This is a genomic window from Peptoniphilus lacydonensis (assembly GCF_900106515.1).
In the GTDB taxonomy this organism is placed as follows: domain Bacteria; phylum Bacillota; class Clostridia; order Tissierellales; family Peptoniphilaceae; genus Peptoniphilus_A; species Peptoniphilus_A lacydonensis.
Genome location: NZ_FNWF01000003.1, coordinates 736,946 through 757,940, shown reverse-complemented (window position 1 = coordinate 757,940; position 20,995 = coordinate 736,946). Strand labels below are relative to the sequence as shown.

20 protein-coding genes are annotated in these 20,995 nt (G+C 31.1%); 9 read left to right on the top strand and 11 right to left on the bottom strand.

What is annotated here, in order from left to right; genetic code table 11:
- On the bottom strand, positions 1-1,356 hold the full coding sequence (locus tag BQ5450_RS05400; protein ID WP_071126208.1) for a sodium/glutamate symporter: 1,356 nt from the start codon (positions 1,354-1,356) through the stop codon (positions 1-3).
- Between the two features lie 202 nt (positions 1,357-1,558).
- Between BQ5450_RS05400 and BQ5450_RS05395 the strand changes: the two genes are divergently transcribed.
- Positions 1,559-1,951 (top strand): helix-turn-helix domain-containing protein, encoded by a 393-nt coding sequence (locus BQ5450_RS05395; protein WP_071126207.1) that lies wholly within the window; start codon positions 1,559-1,561, stop codon positions 1,949-1,951.
- 82 nt (positions 1,952-2,033) lie between these two features.
- On the opposite strand, the gene BQ5450_RS05390 is transcribed toward BQ5450_RS05395, so the two are convergent.
- From BQ5450_RS05390 to BQ5450_RS05355, 8 genes are all read right to left on the bottom strand, one after another.
- Complete coding sequence (locus BQ5450_RS05390; protein ID WP_234346998.1) at positions 2,034-2,417, bottom strand: LysR substrate-binding domain-containing protein; 384 nt, start codon at positions 2,415-2,417, stop codon at positions 2,034-2,036.
- Positions 2,418-2,504: 87 nt separating this feature from the next.
- On the bottom strand, positions 2,505-3,299 hold the full coding sequence (locus BQ5450_RS05385) for a carbon-nitrogen hydrolase family protein (protein ID WP_071126206.1): 795 nt from the start codon (positions 3,297-3,299) through the stop codon (positions 2,505-2,507).
- A 10-nt stretch (positions 3,300-3,309) separates the two neighbouring features.
- A complete protein-coding gene (locus BQ5450_RS05380; RefSeq protein ID WP_071126205.1) occupies positions 3,310-4,185 on the bottom strand; it encodes an undecaprenyl-diphosphate phosphatase in 876 nt (291 codons plus the stop codon).
- A 95-nt stretch (positions 4,186-4,280) separates the two neighbouring features.
- The gene (dnaB, locus tag BQ5450_RS05375; protein ID WP_010245761.1) at positions 4,281-5,642 is read right to left on the bottom strand and encodes a replicative DNA helicase; all 1,362 of its coding nucleotides are present in this window, start codon (positions 5,640-5,642) and stop codon (positions 4,281-4,283) included.
- A gap of 4 nt (positions 5,643-5,646) precedes the next feature.
- Complete coding sequence (rplI, locus tag BQ5450_RS05370) at positions 5,647-6,096, bottom strand: 50S ribosomal protein L9 (RefSeq protein WP_010245764.1); 450 nt, start codon at positions 6,094-6,096, stop codon at positions 5,647-5,649.
- 2 nt (positions 6,097-6,098) lie between these two features.
- Positions 6,099-8,096: a DHH family phosphoesterase gene (locus BQ5450_RS05365; protein WP_071126204.1), complete on the bottom strand. Its 1,998-nt coding sequence runs from the start codon at positions 8,094-8,096 to the stop codon at positions 6,099-6,101.
- An 11-nt stretch (positions 8,097-8,107) separates the two neighbouring features.
- Positions 8,108-9,025 carry a DUF2232 domain-containing protein gene (locus BQ5450_RS05360; protein WP_083379726.1) on the bottom strand — a complete coding sequence of 306 codons (918 nt, stop codon included), beginning with the start codon at positions 9,023-9,025 and terminating at the stop codon, positions 8,108-8,110.
- Between the two features lie 127 nt (positions 9,026-9,152).
- On the bottom strand, positions 9,153-9,995 hold the full coding sequence (locus BQ5450_RS05355; protein ID WP_010245771.1) for a DegV family protein: 843 nt from the start codon (positions 9,993-9,995) through the stop codon (positions 9,153-9,155).
- Positions 9,996-10,234: 239 nt separating this feature from the next.
- Between BQ5450_RS05355 and BQ5450_RS05350 the strand changes: the two genes are divergently transcribed.
- On the top strand, positions 10,235-10,918 hold the full coding sequence (locus tag BQ5450_RS05350) for a radical SAM protein (RefSeq protein ID WP_026038596.1): 684 nt from the start codon (positions 10,235-10,237) through the stop codon (positions 10,916-10,918).
- A gap of 84 nt (positions 10,919-11,002) precedes the next feature.
- Here the strand turns inward: BQ5450_RS05350 and BQ5450_RS05345 are convergent, their stop codons facing one another.
- Positions 11,003-12,577, bottom strand: coding sequence for an AbgT family transporter (locus BQ5450_RS05345; RefSeq protein ID WP_071126202.1), 1,575 nt, complete (start codon positions 12,575-12,577; stop codon positions 11,003-11,005).
- A 236-nt stretch (positions 12,578-12,813) separates the two neighbouring features.
- On the opposite strand from BQ5450_RS05345, the gene sdaAB reads away from it, so the two are divergent.
- The 7 genes from sdaAB to BQ5450_RS05310 all read left to right on the top strand — a co-directional run bounded on the left by sdaAB (position 12,814) and on the right by BQ5450_RS05310 (position 19,213).
- The gene (gene sdaAB, locus BQ5450_RS05340; RefSeq protein WP_071126201.1) at positions 12,814-13,482 is read left to right on the top strand and encodes an L-serine ammonia-lyase, iron-sulfur-dependent subunit beta; all 669 of its coding nucleotides are present in this window, start codon (positions 12,814-12,816) and stop codon (positions 13,480-13,482) included.
- Positions 13,483-14,364 (top strand): L-serine ammonia-lyase, iron-sulfur-dependent, subunit alpha, encoded by an 882-nt coding sequence (gene sdaAA / locus BQ5450_RS05335; RefSeq protein WP_010245784.1) that lies wholly within the window; start codon positions 13,483-13,485, stop codon positions 14,362-14,364.
- A 5-nt stretch (positions 14,365-14,369) separates the two neighbouring features.
- Positions 14,370-15,608 (top strand): dicarboxylate/amino acid:cation symporter, encoded by a 1,239-nt coding sequence (locus tag BQ5450_RS05330; RefSeq protein ID WP_071126200.1) that lies wholly within the window; start codon positions 14,370-14,372, stop codon positions 15,606-15,608.
- Positions 15,609-15,738: 130 nt separating this feature from the next.
- Positions 15,739-16,473, top strand: a complete 735-nt coding sequence (gene ymfI / locus BQ5450_RS05325; protein WP_071126199.1) for an elongation factor P 5-aminopentanone reductase — start codon at positions 15,739-15,741, stop codon at positions 16,471-16,473.
- Between the two features lie 39 nt (positions 16,474-16,512).
- Positions 16,513-17,403 carry a diacylglycerol/lipid kinase family protein gene (locus BQ5450_RS05320; RefSeq protein WP_071126198.1) on the top strand — a complete coding sequence of 297 codons (891 nt, stop codon included), beginning with the start codon at positions 16,513-16,515 and terminating at the stop codon, positions 17,401-17,403.
- On the top strand, positions 17,404-18,231 hold the full coding sequence (locus BQ5450_RS05315; RefSeq protein WP_071126197.1) for a bifunctional 5,10-methylenetetrahydrofolate dehydrogenase/5,10-methenyltetrahydrofolate cyclohydrolase: 828 nt from the start codon (positions 17,404-17,406) through the stop codon (positions 18,229-18,231).
- Between the two features lie 94 nt (positions 18,232-18,325).
- Positions 18,326-19,213 carry an arginine deiminase-related protein gene (locus BQ5450_RS05310; protein WP_071126196.1) on the top strand — a complete coding sequence of 296 codons (888 nt, stop codon included), beginning with the start codon at positions 18,326-18,328 and terminating at the stop codon, positions 19,211-19,213.
- A gap of 58 nt (positions 19,214-19,271) precedes the next feature.
- On the opposite strand, the gene BQ5450_RS05305 is transcribed toward BQ5450_RS05310, so the two are convergent.
- Complete coding sequence (locus tag BQ5450_RS05305; RefSeq protein WP_071126195.1) at positions 19,272-20,738, bottom strand: APC family permease; 1,467 nt, start codon at positions 20,736-20,738, stop codon at positions 19,272-19,274.
- Between the last annotated feature and the right edge of the window lie 257 nt (positions 20,739-20,995).

Sequence of the window (20,995 nt, the reverse complement as noted above, 5' to 3'; positions counted from 1 at the left end):
TCACTTACGTTGATTTCCTTGCATTTTTCCAGGCGTCCACCATTTAAATATAAGAGCAATAATTGTAAGTACAATAAATGCTGCCCACATTACAAGGGTCGTATACATTGGATATCTTCCACCAAAGCTTATAAATAGTGGGGGTAAAACTTGTAGAGCAATAGCTATTGGTCGATTTAATAAATCTGTAAGACCAGTGTCTTCTAAGCCTCTAGATTTTTGATCTGGATCTACCACTCTATTTAATAAAACACCTGTAGCAACTACACCATTAGATCTACCAAAATTTAATATTCCTCTTTCAAACCAATTTTTGGATGAAGCGTATTTACTTACACATAAAAACCAAAGTACATTTAACGCAAAACCGAATATAAAGGTAATGGCAAGTGGTGCTAAATTTGATTTAATAACGCCAAGATTTAATGAAGAAACAGCAGATACTACTAGTAAGTCTGTTGAAGATCCACTGATTCTTTGCATTGTAGGTCTATCAATATATTGATCTGTTTTTGTAGCTTTAAGAATTCCCTGTATGATATATCCAAAAACTAGTGCTAAAACGAAGACAGGAATAGAGAGCCAATCTATTTTGCTACTTATAAATTTTGAAAGGGTTCTACCTGCATAGGCAGTTATTAAAGCTATAGACAGATGAAAAACTAGAGAGTCTAGGGACATATTTGAAATAGTAAGTTTTCCAGAAAATTTTTGTTTTTCTTTTGGAATAATACCTCTTCGTATTTCATCAGGAAGTTCCTTAGGAGATTCAACAAAGTTTGTATACTTTTTTCTTGTTCCCCAATTAATTAAAATCATTCCAACAATGATGCCACCAACAAGTCCTACAGTGGCTGATGTATTAGCTAAATCCAAAAATTCTGGATAGCCCATTTCTTTATACATCGCACCTAGAGCAGCTGCGGTACCATGTCCGCCATAGTATCCAGTAGCAAGTATAAGACCAAAAGAATTGTGAAGATCCCAAAATTTGTTTAATATACCTATAGATAAGGCCATACCAGATGCATATTGAAGAATTAATATACCAGTATTTTGATAAAAGAATCCCCCAACGCCTTTTATATCTTCTTTGGAAAAAGAGTCATCTCCAATAGGAGTACAACCGAATACAATTGCTATAAGTACTCCTGAGTAAGCAGATAGTTGACTTGAAAACGGAAGTATGTTAAAACCACTAGGGCCAAGAGCAAGGCCTATAAATCCACCAATTAGTGAAGCTGGCATAAGTAAACTTTGAAATATTTTTACTTTTGCTCTTAAAAATTGACCTAGTAACATTAACATTCCTAAAATGGCAGTATCTTGTAATAAATCCCATAATGTAAATTCCATAAATTCACCTCATAAATGGAATTATCCGGATAATTGTATTTTTCTTTAATTAGATAAAGAATAGAATTCTATGAACCTATTATATGGTGACTAAACGGAACTTGTCAAGAGATAAATCAAAATTATTCGTCTATTTGACACTTAGAATAAAATAATAAACTTATTGTGATATATTTTAAATATTCTTATATTGGGTGGTTTTATGACATTTGGAGATAATATTAAAAATTTAAGAATAAAAAATAATATGACTCAAAAAGATTTAGCAGGAAAGTTAAATTTATCAAGACCAACTATTGGTAGATATGAATCTGACGAAAGATTTCCAGATAAAGAAACAATAATTGACCTTGCAGAATTATTTGATGTATCAATAGATGAGATGTTTGGGAGAAAAGAAAATAATAACAAAAATGTTTTTATGGAAAATGAGTGTTCCTTTGATTTTAATAGTATTTATGATGTACTCCGTCAAAAAGGAATAGATAATAAATATTTAGAAGATAAAGAATTTCTTGAAGATCTTATTAACTTTGGATATGAAGCAGCAGTAAAAATAAAGCTAGTTAAAGAAGAAAAAGTTGAGAATAAATAACAAATTAATAATTAAAAAAAACCCCTTAAATCAAGACCATAAATCTAGATTTAAGGGGTTTTTTTAATTTGTAGATTTAATTTTAGAAAGAATTCATTGAAAATTCTACAAGTTCTTCTTTTAAAATGGATATAAATGCTTTTAAATAAAGAGGTTTTTCAAGATAAGGATTTGAAACTATATCCACTCTTAAAGGATAATTAAAATCTTTTATAGGGAAAAAATAAATTTCATTATTTTGTAAAAAGTTATTTGCTAGCATTTTTGGGATGATTGCTGACGTAACATTATTTAAACATAAATCTATCTGGACGTCGCATTCGCTAGTATAGCAAACTACATTATTCAGTTCTATTCCATGAGTTAATAAATGTTGTTGTAATAAAGTATTTAAAGCCCCAGTTTCATTATAAAGAGTCATGGGTATTTTTTCAAAGTATTTTAAGTCAACTCCTTTTTTAAACAATTAAACTTGACTGATAGATTTGAGTTATGTAAAGACGATTTCAAAAAAGCTATCACAGTATAGTAATTAATTTGTGATAGCTTTTTTTTATAATTTTCTATTTTGCCTTGAAATTTCTATTGGAAGTTTTTTTCTTTCTCTCTTTACTTTTTCATTTTCTAATTTTATAACTTCTATATTTTCTTCTTCGCCAAGGTCTTTTATTATTTCACCGCTTGGTGCTACGCACAGGGAGTGTGCATATGCGTTTTTAGATAGATTATCGTCTCTTGCTATTGTTGGCGATACTATATAGCATTGTGTGTCAACGGCACGTGCTCTATTTAAGAGATGAAAGTGAGCTTCTCCAGTTTTTTTCATAAATGTTGATGGTGCAAAGATTACTTCTGCACCATAATCTTTAAAGGTTTGAAATAGTTCTGGAAATCTAAGGTCAAAGCAAATTGCAAGTCCAAAAATTCCATATTCTGTTTCAAATACTCCAAGTGATTTTCCTCCAGAGATTGTGTTTGATTCTTTATAGTCTTCTATGTCGAAGAGGTTTATTTTTGAATATCTATAAATTTCTCTGCCGTCTTTGTCAAATACATAGGATCTGTTATAAATTTTTTCTCCAGATTTAATGGGGATTGAGCCGCCAATTAAATATATTTTATTATTCTTTGCAACTTCACTCATTTTTTTATAAGTTTTGCCAAAGTCTTCTTCTGAAAATTTTTTGAAGTAAGAATTTTGATATGGGCAATTCCACATTTCTGGAAGACAAATTACATCTGCACCTTTTTTCTTTGCGATTAAAACAAATTCTTCCATTGTGTTTAGATTTTTATCTTTGTCACCTGTTGTAGGCAGTTGCAATATGCCAACGTTGAAATCTTTCATTTTATTCACCTCAAATTATATTAAAAGCACTAAATAGTAGGACGATTATACCTAAAACTATTCTGTAATAGCCAAATGGGATGAAGTCGTGTTCTCTTATATATCCCAGGAATTTTTTGATTACAATTAATGCCACGATATAAGAAACAACTCCACCAATTAATATTAAGAACCATTGACAAAGAGTTAAGGAAAATCCAATCTTAACAATTTTTAGTACAGTTGCACCTAACATTGTTGGCACTGCAAGGTAGAAAGAAAATTTTGCAGAACTTGTCCTTGAACATCCAAGTATCATTGCACCAATAATTGTTGCGGCTGAACGAGATGTACCTGGCACCATTGCAAGACATTGGAAGAAACCAATAAGAAAAGCTGTTTTAAGTGTGATTTCGTCTAGATTTTCATATTTAAAATTCTTTCCTTTATTATTTTTTTCCATAATTATAATTATTATACCGTAAAAAATAAGTGCAACAGAAACTGTAGTAGTGTTAAAGAGATGAGCGTCTATAAAGTCGTCAAATAAATATCCAAAAAAAGCTGCTGGCAAAAATCCGACAATTATTTTTGCAATAAGTCTCATAGTTTCCATATCTCTATATTTAAACTTTTCATTAAAACTTAAACTATTATAAGTTTCTTCGCCGATTACTGGCACGAGTTTTTCTTTTGCAATTGGGTTTACATCGTAAAAGTATAAGTAGACCACTGCAAGAATTGCACCAAGTTGAATAATTACATTAAAGGCATTGGAAAAAGATTTTGGTTCAAGCTTTATGAAACTGTCTGCAATTATAAGATGTCCTGTTGATGAAATAGGAAGAAACTCTGTCAGTCCTTCGATTATTCCTAAAACAATTACTTTTATTAAATCTAAAATCATATTTACCTCCATATTTTATACAAACTTTATTATAACATTTGAGATAGAAAATATAAATAAAGGCTCTCGCTATAATATGCGAAAGCCTTAAAATTTTATTCATTTCTCTGTAAGTTTAAAAACTTTGTATATTCTTTTTTAAACATCAATTCAACGGTTCCTGTTGGACCATTTCTGTGTTTTGCAATTATTACTTCGCCGATGTTTGGCTTTTCTGATTCTTCTTTTGTGTAATATTCATCTCTATATAAAAACATTACAATGTCTGCGTCCTGTTCAATAGCACCAGATTCACGAAGGTCTGATAAGATTGGTCTGTGATCTGTTCTAAGTTCAGGCGCACGTGAAAGTTGTGAAAGTGCTATTACGGGAACTTCTAATTCCTTTGCAATTGCTTTTAAGTTTCTTGATATTGCAGAGATTTCCTGTTGCCTTGATTCACTTCTTGAACTCATTTGCATAAGTTGCAAGTAGTCTATGACGATTAAATCAAGTCCCTTTTCAACTTTCATTCTCCTGCACTTTGCTTTCAGTTCCAGCGGAGATATGCCAGCGGTGTCATCAATTTCTATTTTTAAGTTGGACACAATTGGCATAGTATTTATTATTTTTGTCCACTCTTCTTCATTTAAGTTACCACTTATAACTTTTTGAAGGTCTACGTGAGCGTTTGAAGAAATTATTCTTTGAAATAATTGGTTCTTGCTCATTTCAAGAGAAAATACTGCCACAGACGCACCACCACGAAGTGCAGCATTTGTAGCTATGTTTACCATAAGAGCAGTTTTACCCATAGAGGGTCTTGCTGCAAGTAAAACTAGATCTGATTTTTGAAGACCTGAGATTTTTCTGTCGAGATCTACAAATCCTGTTGTAAGTCCCGTGAGTGCATTTGGATTTTGTGCTTTTTTCTCTAAATCTGAAAAGGAATCTAGGGCAATATTTTTTATATTTACTAGTCCATTTTTTGTGGAATCTTGAGTGATATCAAAAACAGATTTTTCTGCAAGTTCAATTATTAAATCAGCTTTTGCATCTGGAGAATAAGAAGCAGAGATAATTTTGTCAGATGCATCTATAAGTTCTCTTAAAATTCCCTTTTCTTTTATAATATTGCAGTAAGATTTTATATTTGAAACTGCAGTTACATTGGAAGAGAGGTCGGCAAGATAAGTTATACCACCAACTTCTTCTAATGAATCAGTCTTTTTTAATTCTTCTGCAATTGTTATAACATCAGCAGGCTCATTTCTATTGTAAATATTTAGGATGGCATCGTAAATTTTTCTGTGAGCATCTTGATAGAAGTCTTCTATTTTTAGGATTTCTATTGATGATGTGATTGCTTCTTTTGAAAGCATCATTGATCCAAGGGCAGATTCTTCTGCTTCTAAGCTGTGGGGTGGAAGTTTTAAATTTCCACTTTCATTTAAATTTAATTCACTATTTGTTTCCATAAAATCAAGATTCAGGTCTAATGTTTACCTTTAAAGTTGCAACAACATCTGTGTATAATTTGATGTCAATTTTTTTAATTCCAGCTTCTTTTATATTTTCTGCTAAGTCAATTTTTTTCTTGTCGACGTCTATTTTGTATTCGCTTTTTAAATTTTTCGCAATGTCAGAAGATGTGATTGCTCCAAAAAGTCTTCCGCCTTCGCCAGCTTTTGCCTTAATTGTGAGAGTTATATCTTCAATCTTTTTCTTGTCTTCCATTGCTTTTGCACGATTTTCTTTTTCAATTTTTTCTTCTTCAATTTTATTTTTCTTCCAAGTTTCCATGTTCTCTTTTGTTGCTTCAATTGCAACTCCTCTTGGAATCAAAAAGTTTCTCGCATAACCAGTTTTTGCATTTACAATGCTTCCTTTTGGTCCTAGATTTTTGTCGTCCTTAATTAAAATTACTTTCATTTTTATTCCTCGCTTTTATTATCTTCTAAATATTCTTCTATCGCATCTATTAGAGTTTTTTCTGCTTCGTCTAGATCAGTAGTATCAAGTTGTGCACCAGCCATGTTTAAGTGACCGCCACCTCCAATTTTTTCAAGTATAAGTTGAACTGATACAATTTCGCCACGAGATCTTCCAGATATGTGAGTTTTGCCATCGTTTATTGTTAAAACAAAGGATGCGTCAATTCCGTTAATATCCAAAAGAGCATCAGCTGCTTGAGCTGCAACTAAGACAGAATTATTTGCAGATTTATTAAATCTTGAAACTGCAATATTATCGTGGATTATTTTTGTATTGTGAATTACTTCTGCTCTATAAAGCATAGTGTCCAAATCGTCTTGGAAAAGTGCCTTTACTTTAATCATATTTGCACCAGCTCTTTTTAAAACTGAAGCTGCTTCAAAAGTTCTGACACCAGTTTGAAAAGAGAAGTTTTTCGTGTCGACTACAATCCCACTCATAAGTGCATCTGCTTCGAAGTGAGTTAAGTTTAAATCATCTGACATATAAGTTAGCATTTCAGTTATTAATTCACAAGTAGATGAAGCGTAGGGTTCAACATAACTTAGAACAGGATCTTCTACAAATTCCTTTCCACGCCTATGGTGATCAATTACAACAATTTGATTTGTCTTGTCAATAAGTTCAGGACATTCTGTAAAAGAAGGTTTGTGATTATCGACTACTACTAGAAGTGAAGAATGTTTGATTCTATTTAGTGCAGTTTCTCTTGAAATAACTTTTTCATAAAGTTCTGGCTCTTCTTCCTTCATCCTGTCAATTAAATTGTCAATTGATGGATTAGATTTTTCAAGGACAATATAGCCCTCTTTATTTCTATTTAAAGTTGCACGAAGACATCCAATGGCAGCACCAATGGCATCCATGTCTGGATTTTTGTGACCCATTATATATACATTTTCAGATCTATCTATTAATTGTTTCAAAGCTTCGCCAATGACTCTTGCTTTTACTTTATTTCTCTTTTCCACAGCTTTAGATTTTCCACCGAAAAATTCATAATTGTCGTCAACTTTTACAACAGCTTGATCTCCTCCACGACCTAGTGCAAGGTCTAGGGAAGAATCCGATTCTATATAGGCATCTTTAAAATTAAGTCCATAGGAAGATACTCCAATAGATAGAGTTATTGGAATGGAATTGCCTTTGTTTAAATCTCTTAAATCATCTAAAATATCAAATTTCTTTTCCTTTAGCATCATTAAAGATTTAAAAGTCATAACTACAAGATATAAATCTTCGTCAGATTTTCTAACTAGTGCATCGTACTCTTCAAAGTAGGAAGAAATAGTAGAGTCAATTTCTGCAATTAGAATAGGCCTTATTTCTGATGGAGCAGAACTAACAGCTTCAGAGAAATTATCCACTTCTATTTTTGCAATAATAGGGTATTCATCTGTGTATTTATCCTTTAAATCTTTATAGGCAGTGTTGTCTACAAAATAAAGTAAAACAGATTTGCCATCATCTTTTTCAGATTTATCATCGACAACATTTGTATAGACGCTAAAAGATCTTTTATTGATTTCTACAGGAAGAGTGTTGGCACCGCTTCTATTTATAATATTTGAGATGTCAATTTCTTCTATTAAGTTTTCGAGATCCTTCTCGATAACACTCTCTTCATTAAATAAATTAATAAAGGGAGTGTTATACCAAAGAATCTTTGCCTTTTCATCTGTTACAACAAGAGGAAAGGGCATATCAAATATTACTTCCTTAGTAAGGGAGTCGAACCTGTCATTTAATTTTTCAATATGTTTTAAATTCTTCTCATTTTTTGTTGTTATTTTTTTATAAGTCATATATAAAACATAGGCCATTGCAATAAGTGCAATGATACCAATTATGGGTCTTAAAACTATTAAAAATATAACTATGCAAAGAGCAAAAACAATATATGGAAGAAAATCACTAATTTTAAAATTATTTTTCATAATATTCTCACTCAATTAATTTTTCTAAAGGTTACAATTTGATCAAGGGCCCCTATTATCATCACAAAAATTTGAAGTGAAGAAATAGTAAGGCATAGAGCAATAATTAAAAACTGTAAAAAACTTTTTAGATTTGATCTTGTCATATAAAATTTAATTACAGCTATCCCAGATGCAAAGAGCATAAAAAAGATTACATTCATCAAATTTATAATAAAAACTTGCCCAGAAGGGCCAAAATAATCGCCAGTTAAACTAAAAATAGCAACAGTTACAATTGACAGAATAATAACTTCTTTTGGAAGTTTTAGAAATTCCAAAGAAGAAGGTTGTCTTATAAATTTTCCCTTTGTAATTAAAGTTCTTCCAGCAGTAGTATAAGTTATATAAGAAATAACCACAGAAGAAATAACTAGAACAGAGGGCAAAATTTGCAAAAACTTTTTGTAATAGATTTTTGCATTTTCAGAAAATAAGGCAAGGTCAACATCATTTAGACCAGCTTCACTTGCAAAATTTGTATAAAAATTTATTAATTTATTAATAGTTTCACTAGAATTTAGAACATCTGCATTTATTCCAAAGGCAAAAAATAAAACCATTATGGATATAAAAAAGATTAAAGATGTAGCCAAAATAGTCATGGATACAGATCTATCTGTGATAATCATATAGTGAAAAATTAAAATAAAGGGGCCAAAAATTGTAAAGATAACAATTGCAACAATAGGTCCAGCTAAGGCACCAATTAAAAGCACAAGAAGAGCTAAAGTTGCCATTACTTTGAAAATTCCTTCTTTTACAGATTCAACTACAAACATAGAAGGAAATAAAACATAAAAAAAGGGAAAAATCATTCCAATAATGAAAATAAATAAAGACCTAGTAAAAAGTCTAAAAAGTCCCTTAAAATCAGTTTCTTTTTCCAATAAATCAACTCCTATCTTTTTTATTTTACCACAGAATTATAATTAGATAAAGAAATCTATATTTCATAGAAGAAATTATAAAAAATAATAAAAAAAGACATTTGCCAAAAGACAAATGCCTAAAATATTATTTGTTAAAAAATGCAACATATAGAGAACCTGGTCCTGTGTGAGTGCCAATAACACTATCAATTTGAACAAGTGGTGGATTTGGGACTTCTTTTTCGCAGAATTTTTTAACTTCCCTAAAGTATTTTTGAATTTTTTCACTATCTTTTCCTGTGTATCCAAATATGATTGGCATGGAAAAATCTATTTCGCCAGTCTTTTCAATCTCGTGTAAGAAAAGATTATTTGCATTTTTAGTTCCCTTTGCCTTTCCAATAGCAACAACTATTCCATCTTTCATAGCCAAAATAATTTTTACTGACAATAAATTTCCCACTAGAGCAGAGGCCTTTGAAAGTCTACCGCCTTTTTCCAAATATTTTAAAGTATCAACAACTGCCATAGTGCTAACTCTAAATTTTTCTTTTTCTAAGATTTCAAAAATTTCTTTTGCAGATTTACCTTCTTCGCTAAGTCTAAGGGCATATTCTGCTATTACACCTCCTCCAGTACATGATTGGAGAGAGTCAACTACAAAAATTTTGTCCTTAAATTCTTCGCTTGCCATAAGTGCAACTTCATATGTACCTGAAAAACCTGAAGTAAGACAAATCACGACAGCTTTGTCACCATTATTTACAACTTTTTGATACTCATCAATAAATGCTTGTGGAGATGGATGACTTGTTTTTGGAAGTTCATCTGAACTTTCCAGTTTTTCATAAAATTCGTCCTTTGTAATATCTACTGTATCTATAAAATCTTCTTCTCCAAAAGTAACATGAAGAGGAACTTTTATAAACTTGTCTTCCACATTTTTATCTACATCACAAGTAGAATCAATAATTATTTTTACCGCCATATATTTCCTCTCAATTTTATTCTAATCAATCCTAAATAATACAATATAAAACTAACGAAACAATTAAAATTTATTATGTAAAACTTTTCATAAAAGTTTATTCTATAACAATTAGTATAGAGAAAATTAGATTAAAAATCAACTTTTAAGATTTATCCAAAAGAAATATAAATTTGTGATAAAGATATTTATGTTTTATATGGTAGAATATTTAATAGGTTTTATTGGGAGATGATTTTATAAATAGGTATTCAAAGATAAATAATAAAAATAAAAGAGAGATAGTGCTTTTAAAAGCGAGGCCATGTAAATGGGGGAAGTGCACTTTTTGCGACTACATTTACGACAATGAAATAGATGAAGAAAAAATTGACAAAATAAATTTAGAAGTTTTAAAAAATGTAACAGGAGAATATGGCGTATTAGAAGTCATAGATTCTGCATCAGTTTTTGATTTGACACAAAAAACATTAGAAGAAATAAAAAGAGTTGTTGAAGACAAGAATATAAAAAAGTTATTTTTTGAAGCTCATTGGATTTACAGAAATAGATTAGATGAGATTAGAGAATTTTTTAATGTGCCCATAATTTTTAAAACGGGAATAGAAACCTTTGACAATGATTTTAGAGAAGAAGTGTTAAAAAAGGGTGCAGACTTTAAAGATTATAGAGAAGTGAAAAAATATTTTGACTCTCCATGTGTCATGGTTGGAATAAAAGGTCAGACTAAAGAAATGATAGATAGAGATATGGAAATTATAAAAAAATTTCCCCATGCCACAGTTAATATTTTTATGAATAATAGTACAAATATAAAAAGAGATGAGGAATTAGTCGAGTGGTTTGTTAAAAAATATAAATATTTGGAAGATGATCCTAATGTGGATATTTTATTTGAAATAACAGATTTTGGAGTAGGTTAATTCAGCATATTAATTTAAAGTTTATAATACAAAAATTCCCGATGAAAAAATCCATCGGGTTTATTTTTGAGAATATTAAAATTATTATATAAATAACATTGTAACCATGTCTTGTACATGAAGTGGTGCGTCAGGACCAACTGGAATTCCAAGTAGATACCACACAATCATTAGAAGTGTCCATCCAAGTAGGAAGAACATTGAGTATGGAAGCATCATAGATGTGAGGGTTCCGAGGCCAGAATCTTTGTCATATTTTTGCATAAATACAACTATCATTGCAAAGTAAGACATAAGCGGTGTGATAATATTTGTTGAAGAGTCACCAATTCTATATGCAACTTGTGTAAGTGCAGGAGATAGACCAATTTCATACATCATTGGCACAAATATTGGAGCCATTATTGCCCACTTTGCAGAAGCAGATCCCATAAATAAATTTAAAAATGCTGAAACTAAGATAAATATAATTAAAAGCGGAAGTCCATTTAAGTTAATTGATTTTAAGAAATCAGCACCATTTTTTGCAAGTATCAGCCCTAGATTTGTAGTGTTAAAGTAATTTACAAATTGAGATGCAAAAAATGCTAAAACTAAGTATCCGCCCATTCCTTGCATTGCCTTTGTCATAGTGTCAACAAAGTCATGTGAGTTTTTTATAGTTCCAACTGTTTTACCATAAACGATACCAGGAATCATAAATAAAAGTAACATTCCAGGAATTAAACCGTGACCTAAGAAAAATTTAAGTGTTTTTGCATTTTTGCCTTCTTCTAAAACTCTAAAAGGTGCATTAGATGGGAACATGAGAAGTGCCATTATTACTGCATAAATTATAAGAGCTATAAGAGCTTTATTAAGCCCCTTTTTTTCAAGGTCAGTAAGGGGAGTTTCATCTGCTTTATAAGATCCTGTGTAATTACCTAAATTTTTTTCTACAATTTTATTTGTTACAAGAGTACCTATTATTGTAATTAAAAATGTTGAAACAAATAAGAAGTACCAGTTACAAGTTGCAGCTAGTTCTAAATCAATGCCACCAGCTTTTAAAGCTTCGTTTGTTATGTTAGTGAGTAGCGGGTCAGTTGTTCCAAGTAATAAGTTTGCAGAAAAGCCTCCACTTACTCCAGCAAAGGCAGCGGCGATACCAGCAAGAGGGTGACGACCTGCATTTGCAAAAATCAAAGCTCCAAGTGGAACTACTACTATATAACCTGCATCAGATGCGATATTTGAAATTACACCTGCAAAAACTACTGTTGCAGTTAGAATTGTAGGGTTTACATTAGAAAGTAGTCTTTTTAAACTTGCGTTGAAAAGTCCGCTGTGTTCTGCAACACCAACACCAAGCATAGCTACTAAGACTGTACCCAAAGGTTCGAAGCTTGTGAAGTTTTCTGTTGCAGAGTTAAAAATATAAGCGAGTCCTTCCCAGTTAAGTAAAGATACAGCTTCTTTAGTTACTTTTTCCTTTGCTTTAGCATCAAAATATGTAACGCTAAGTCCAGACTTTGCAGTAAAATGTGAAATAATTATTACAATTAAACAAAGTAGTGCAAAAATCATGGCAGGGTGAGGTAATTTATTTCCCACTCTTTCGACGCCTTTTAAAAATCCGCCCACATCATTTTGATCTTTAACTTTTTTTCTTTCATAAATCCTCCTTGTATAAAGAATATTCTCAGAAAAATATTATAGCATATTTTACATACTTTAAATATCTATTTATTTTGAAATCAATTTTAACTACTAAATTATCTAGTGTTTTTAAAGTTTTTATTTTTAGGTATTGAAATTATTTAATAGTAAAAAGAAAGAAGATTTTGGGAGTATAATTTAATTCACAAAATTAACACTTTATGCTAAAATATCTTTAAAAGTAGGAGGTACATTTAATGAAGGAATACACTTCTTTTGAAATACTTGGACCTATAATGGTTGGTCCATCTTCATCACATACAGCTGGCGCTTGTAAAATTGGAAGAGTTGCAGCAAAAATTTGTCCTAAAAATTATGAGAGCGTGGATTTTTATCTTCACGGATCTTTTGCATATACATATAAGGGGCATGGAACAGACAAGGCACTTTTAGGTGGCATAATGGGTTTTGAAACTTTTGACGATTCTATAAGAGATGCTTACAAAATTGCCGATACAAGAGGAATTAATTATAAATTTATTCCTACTAATTTAGGTGAAGATTATCATCCAAATACTGTAAAAGTAGTGTTTAATTATAAAGATGGCACTAGTGAATATGTAATTGGATCGTCAATTGGCGGTGGAAATATAATAATAGTAGAGATAAATGGAATAAAAGTTAATTTTGATGGAAGATTTCCAACTTTTTTATTTCAATATCCTGAACAAACAGGAGTTATAGCAGAAGTTTCTACTGTACTTGCAGAAGAAGATTACAATATAGAGTCTATAAATACAGCAAAAGATGAACTTAAGAATATTGTAACTTTAACTGTTGAGCTTGATGAAAAAGCTAGTGAATCGGTTAAGAATAAACTTTTAGATAATAGTAGATATATTGAATCAAAATATGTGGAGGTTTAAATGTTAAATACAGCACAAGAGATAATTAAAAAATGTAATGATGAAAACATCCACTTTTATGATTTAGTTTTAGAAGATCAGACTAAGAGTTTGAAAATTAGTGAAGAGGAAATGAAGTCGCGCCTTAGAGAAATTTTAAATGTAATGAAAAAGTCTTCACAGAATACTTTAGAAAAATCTTATGATACTGAATATAAAATGATAGACGGATTTGCAAAAAAAATGTTCGACTATCAAAAAGAAAAAGAGCCTGTAACTAATAAAGCTTTAGTTAGAGCAATGGCTATGGCCTTTTCCACATCTGAAACAAATGCAAATATGGGAACTATTGCAGCTGCACCTACTGCAGGAAGTTCAGGTATTTTACCTGCTGCTTTAATGGCAATGAGTGACAAATTTGATTTAGATGATGACGTTTTAATAAATGGACTTTTGACAGCAATAGGAATTGGGCAAATCATTGGTAAATATGCAACATTTGCTGGTGCTGAAGGAGGATGTCAAGCAGAATGTGGCTCTGCAAGTGCAATGGCCGCAGGTGCAATAGTTGAAATGCTTGGCGGGACTGTCGAAGAAGCACTAAATGCAGCCAGCATTACTTTTATAAATGTAATGGGGCTTGCCTGCGATCCAATAGCAGGGCTAGTGGAATATCCTTGCACATTTAGAAATTCATCTGGTGTGATGAACTCTCTTATTTCAGTGGACATGGCTATGGCAGGAATAAAATCAATTGTTCCCTTCGATGAAGTATGTCAAGCTATGGGAGAAGTGGGGCATCTATTAAATGAATCAATTAGAGAAACTGGTCTTGGAGGACTTGCAGGTACAAAAACGGGTCAAGAAATTAGGGCTAAGTTTTTGAATCTTAAGGAGGATTAAATTAAATGAAAGAAAAGAAAAAAATAGGTCTAATACCTAGACTTATAATAGCAATTGCACTAGGTATCCTAGTTGGCCAATATTTACCAGAATGGGTAACTAAAATTGCAATTACAATATCAGGATTATTTGGAGCGTTTTTAAACTTCATTATTCCTTTAATGATTATTGCCTTTGTATCTAAAGGTATCGCAGATTTATCAGAAGGTGCAGGTAAATTACTTGGTGTTACAGTGGGACTTGCTTATGCATCAACACTTGTTGCAGGATCTCTTTCCTATGTAATGTCAACAAATATATTTCCAAGTTTTATTAGACCTGAACTTGCAGAAAAAGTTCAAGAAGCAACAGCAAATGAAGTTGCACCTTTCTTTGAAATTCCATTAGGAGCTTTCATAGATGTAACAGCTGCACTAGTACTTGCTTTTATGCTTGGACTTACAGTTTCTGGTTTGAGAACAAAGGGAAGTGGAGAAATTTTTTATAAGGCAATTAATGAATTTAATGAAATCATAAATTTAGTTTTAGTAAAATTTGTAATACCTTTACTTCCATTTTTTATTTTTGGTAATTTCTGTAACCTATCTTATTCAGGTTCAGTATTTGCCATTTTGGGAATTTTCTGGAAAATATTTTTATGTATTATTGCTCTACACCTTATTTATATGGTTATTTTATTCTCTATTTCTGGAGGATATACTGGAAGAAACCCATTCAAATGTTTAAAAGAAGCGATTCCTGCATATTTAACAGCAGTAGGAACTCAATCATCAGCAGCTACAATTCCAGTAAATGTTGCTTGTAACAGAAAAATGGGTGTAACAAGACAAATTAGAGAATTTTGTATTCCACTTTGTGCAACAGTCCACTTATCTGGATCAATGATTACACTTACAGCTTGTGTTTATACATTGCTTACAATGTTTAACATGGACAACTCTTTTGGATTATTGGTAAAATTCATAGCAATATTAGGAATTGCAATGGTAGCAGCACCGGGAGCACCAGGTGGAGCAGTAATGAGTGCACTTCCATTTTTGCCAGTAGTTGGAATTGATTCTTCAGGAACACTTGCTACAATTTTAATTTCACTTTACTTAACTCAAGACTCTTTTGGTACAGCAGCTAATGTAACTGGTGACAATGCTATTTCTATGGCAGTTGAAAAAATTTATTATAAACACATTATTAAAAAGCCAATACCGGAAGAAAATTTTGAAGAGGATGCTAGATTGGAAATTTAATAAAAAAGCATATTTACCTAAAAAACTATGTCGATTGGCATAGTTTTTTTGCGTCCAAAAAATTTAAAAAACTTTAAATCAACAAAATTAAATAAATTTGATATAATAAATTTTAAATGGTGGGTGAGAAATGAAGACTGTACTTATAACAGGGGCATCAAGAGGAATTGGAAGAGCTATTGCAAAAAGACTTGCATATGATGGATATAGAATAATAATAAATTACAATAAATCTGAAAAAGAAGCCATAGAACTTGAAAGAGAAATAAGAGATATGGGAGTCGATGCAATTTCAATAAAAGCAGATGTTTCAAAATCAAAGGAAGTCACTGATATGTTTAAAAAGATTTCAGATAAGTTTAAAGGCGTGGACATTTTAATTAATAATGCGGGAATATCAAGTTATTTTCTTTTTCAAGATATTGACGAAGAAATTTGGGATGAAATTTTTGATGTAAATGTAAAGGGAGTTTACAATACAATTCATGCAGCACTTCCTTATATGTTAGAAAAGCATTCTGGGAAAATTTTAAATATGTCATCTATTTGGGGAATTGTTGGCGGCTCAATGGAGAGTCACTATTCTGCAACAAAGGGAGCAATTAATGCTTTGACAAAATCTCTTGCGCAGGAGCTGGGATATTCAGGTATAACAGTAAATGCTATTGCACCTGGTGCAGTAAAAACTTCTATGACTGGGGAAATTGGAAAAGAAAATTTATTAACTCTTACTAGTGAAATCCCTATGGGAAGGCTTGCAAGTGCAGAAGAAATTGCAGAGCTTGTTTCTTTTATGATTTCAGATAAGAATTCTTACATGACAGGGCAAATTATTTCTCCCAATGGTGGCATGATTGTCTATTAATAAGAAGCTTTTAATTTTCAAATTTAGAAAGAGGTAAGTATGAAAATTTTATTTATTTATAATCCGAGTTCTGGAAATGAGAGTGGAGAAAAATTTATAGGAAAAATTGAATATAATCTTAAAAAATATTTTGATGAAGTTATTATAAAGAGAACTGAGAAAGAAAATGATGCAACTAAATTTGTTGGTGAAGTAAAAGATGCAGATGCCATAGGGGTTTATGGAGGAGATGGGACTATAAACGAAGTTCTTTTAGGGATGTATAAAAATAATTCAAGTGCAAAGCTTTTAATACTACCTGGAGGTACAGGAAATATTTTGGCAAAGAGATTGGGCATTCCAAGAAGAATAGATAATGCTATAAGATGCTTTGATTTTAAGAAAACTAAAAAGATAGATATTGGAAAAGCTAACGATAAGGTTTTTAGTTTATTTGCATCTATTGGGGCAGTACCTGAAGCGATACACGAAGTTTCATCAGATGAGAAATCAAGACTTGGAGGACTAGCTTATGTAAAAAAATCTGCGAGGAAATTAGCTTCTTCAGAAGAATATGATCTTATTGTGAAGTCTGATGATGGAAATTACTTTGGGGAAGTTGATCATTTAATCGTTGCTCTTATATCTAAGGTTGGCAAATTTGAATTTACAAGTATAAATAATAGTATGAATACTGGAAAGGCAAACTTGGTAATTTTAACCAATAGTGATTTAAGGTATAGGATGTCTGTTTTAAAAAAATCCATTGAGGGCGATGTGGAAGAAATTAAGGATATAAAGTATTTTTCAGTAAGCGAAGTAGATATAAGTTCAAATAAAAATGAAAAAATTTGTATAGACATAGATGGAGATAAGGGACCTGATCTTCCAGTAAATATAAGGATATTAAAAGAGGCGGTGGAAGTTTATATTCCAAATAAGGAGAATTAAATGACGAGGGTTTTATATGCTAAGGATTATGTTGAGAGCAAAAGCAAAAAGTTAAGCGAAAAAATAAAAAAAGAAAATTTAAATCCAATAATATCTACCATTAGAGTGGGAAAAAATCCGGGCAGTGTTTCTTATGAGAATGGAATTAAAAAGTCTGCCAAAAAACTTGGAGTGAGTGTAAATTTAAATATTTTTGATAAAGATGTAGAAGAAGATAAAATTTTAGAGAAAATAAGAGAGTTAAATGATGATGAAAAAGTTGGAGGTATAATTATTTTTAGACCTCTTCCAAAAAGTATAGATGAGGATAAAATTTCTCTTGCAATTGATCCAAAAAAGGATATTGATTGCATGAATCCAGTTAATATGGCAAAGGTATATAATGGAGATGTCAGTGGTTTTATTCCTCAATCGGCAAAGGCAGCAGACGAACTTCTAAAATTTTATGGATACGATGTAAAAGAAAAAGATATAGTTATAATTAATCATTCAAATGTAGTTGGGAAACCTCTTTCTATGATTTTATTAAATGAGCTTGCGACAGTTACCATTTGTCATGTTGGGACAAAGGATTTAAAAAAATATACTAAGGGCGCAGAAATTATTTTCACAGCAATGGGAAGAGCAGAGTCCTTAGATGAAAGTTATTTTAATAAAGATGCAGTTGTAATAGACATTGGTGTTTCAAAAAATAGTGAAGGGAAATATCGTGGAGATTTAGATGAAAAATCTGTAAATGGAAAGATAAGAGCTTACTCACCTGTTCCTGGTGGAATTGGAAGTATTACAAATTTACTTTTACTTGAAAATGTAATAAATTTCTACTAATTTATTAATTATAGATAATAATTTTATTAGAAATTTGCTCTCGCATTGCGGGAGTTTTTTCTTTTCGATATTATAAGATGAGGAGCAAAGCAAAATGATAACTAATAAAATAATAATGACAAGGCCCTATGCTTTTAAATTTAATGAAGAAACGGCGAGTGACAACATTTATCAAGAAGATTCAAATAAATTAAGTGATGATGAAATACAAAAAAGAGCTTTAGAGGAGTTTGATAGTGCAGTTTATCTTCTCCGAAAAAATAAAATTCATGTTGATGTAATTGAAGACTTTGATGACAGGACACCAGATTCGATTTTTCCAAATAATGTTTTTGTTACTTTTCCTGGAAAGATTTTTGTTGCACAGATGTACACAGAAAATAGAAATAAGGAGTATGAAAAACTACTTCCTCAGTTAAAGAAAGTTATTGATTTTAAAGATGTTCAAGTTATAAATTTTAAAAATGATAAGGGAAAAGTTTTGGAGGGCACAGGAGTTGTTGTAATAGACAGGTGGAATAGTACTGCTTATGCCAGCCTTTCAAAGAGGTGCGACAAAGATGAATTTTTAAAATTTGCAGACGAGTTTAAATTAAAACCAATTTATTTTAAGTCAAAGGACCAAGGATCTTATATTTATCATACAAATGTAATGATGAGTGTATCAGAGAAGTTTACATTAATTGCAGATGAATTTATTGTAGAAAATAAGGGTGAAGTTTTAAAAACTTTAAGAGAAAGTGGGAAGGAGATTATTTCTCTAACATACAATGAATTTATAAATTTTTCGGCGAATTCAATTGAGCTAAAGGGGGAAGGGAAGAATCTTTTTGTAATTTCCAAGGAAGGATACAATTCACTTTCTCCTGACAAGATAAGAATAATAGAAAAGTATGACGAGATTCTCCCCATTGATGTGAAAAATATTTCAAGATTTGGCGGAGGATCTATAAGATGTATGATTGCGGAGAATTTTATTTAAAATATTAATTGAAAAAAGTAGGCCTATCATTTTGATGTTGACCTACTTTTTTGATTATCTAATGTTCTCTTTTGTTGTGAATTTTAAAAAATACAATACCTAGTATTAGCCATACAAAAAATATTATAAGAGCTGTGTAGCCCATAAAAGAAGGAGTTTTTGGAATAAAAGTTGAAAGTACGATTGCACCAGAGATAAATATAGCGGGATAGATTGTAAACTTTCCTCCCGGAGCTTTAAAAGATGTGTAATAATCTTTTTCTTTATTTATTATAACCGCAAGTGATAGACAAGTTAAAAACCATCCTATTACAAAGGAAACAGATCCAAGGCTTGTAAGTGGATCTATTAAGTTCATTCCAACAAAGGGGCCAATGGCTGCAAAGAAAAAGCAAAATACGAGTGCAGTTATAGGTGTGCCATATTCAGAATGTTCTTTTGCAAAAACTTTTGGGATTAAATTATTTTTTGCCATTGACTGAATAAGTCTTGCTGATGCCATAAACATACCATTCCAAGTTGAAAAGAGTCCGGCAACTGTTCCTATTACAATTAATTTGTCTAGAGCGTATCCAAAAGATCCACTATAAGCATTTTTTAAAAGTGATCCCATTGCAGGGGGACTTGAAAGAGAATAATCTTGCCAATTAGAAACACTGCCTGTTGAAATTATGACAAGTGCATAAAAAACTCCAGCAGCAATAATTGAAAGAACCATGGAAATTGCAACATTTCTAAATTTCTTTTCTGGAGAAGTTTCTTCAACTGACTGAGCGATTGTGTCAAACCCAGACATAAAAAATGGTACGATTACAACAATTGCTATTATTCCACCAAAGAGTGAAGAGTGACTTCCTTCTCCAACATTTTTGTAAATTGGATATAAATTGCTTTTATCTCCTGCTTTAAAAGAAAAGATAATGACAATTATACCTATTATAATTATTATAATTGACAAAAGTGATTGAAGCTTTGATGCAAAATTAGAGCCTTTAAAATTTATAAAAAATAATAAAAGTGCGAGGATAACTCCAAGGACAAGTGAAGAAAGATAGATTGGATAACCTGCAACATAATAAAGTATTCTGGAATTTGAAAGCCATGGAATTAAATCAGTTAAAATAGTATTTATATAAATTGCCTCCCAAGGAAGGATAGTTATATAAGAAAGAGTCAAAAACCAAGATGAAATAAAAGATAAATTTTTGCCAAAGGCCTTATTAGTGTAGATCATTACACCTCCACCTTGAGGAAGGGTTGCAAGAAGTTCTCCGTGACAAAGACCAATTGGAATTAAAAGTAGCGTTGCAATTAAAAAACCGAGGAAGGCAGGTATTGGCCCACCAGCTTGTGCAATCCAGTGATTAGACGAAACTGCCCATCCAACTCCTACCATAGAACCAAATCCAAGCATAAAGAAATCAATATAACCCATGTCGCCTTGCTTTCTACTTTGTCTAATCCGCATAATTTTTTTGATATTTGGAATTTTCTTTTTCATTTCTTCATACTTATTTACTTTCAAAAAAAACACCTCGATATAAAATAATTTATAAATTTAGTATAAAAATATACATTATATAATAGTTTATATTGAAAAATAAATCAAATAAGGAGAGAACTTACTAAATTAAGATTAGAAATGATGAAAATTTTTAAGACCAAAATACAATAATTTATTGATACAAGATTTTCAGTACAGGGAATTTTAATTGAGATTGAGTTTTTATTTTAAAATGTTATTTTGGTTAAAAAGCTTATTGCAATATAAGAGTTACTTAA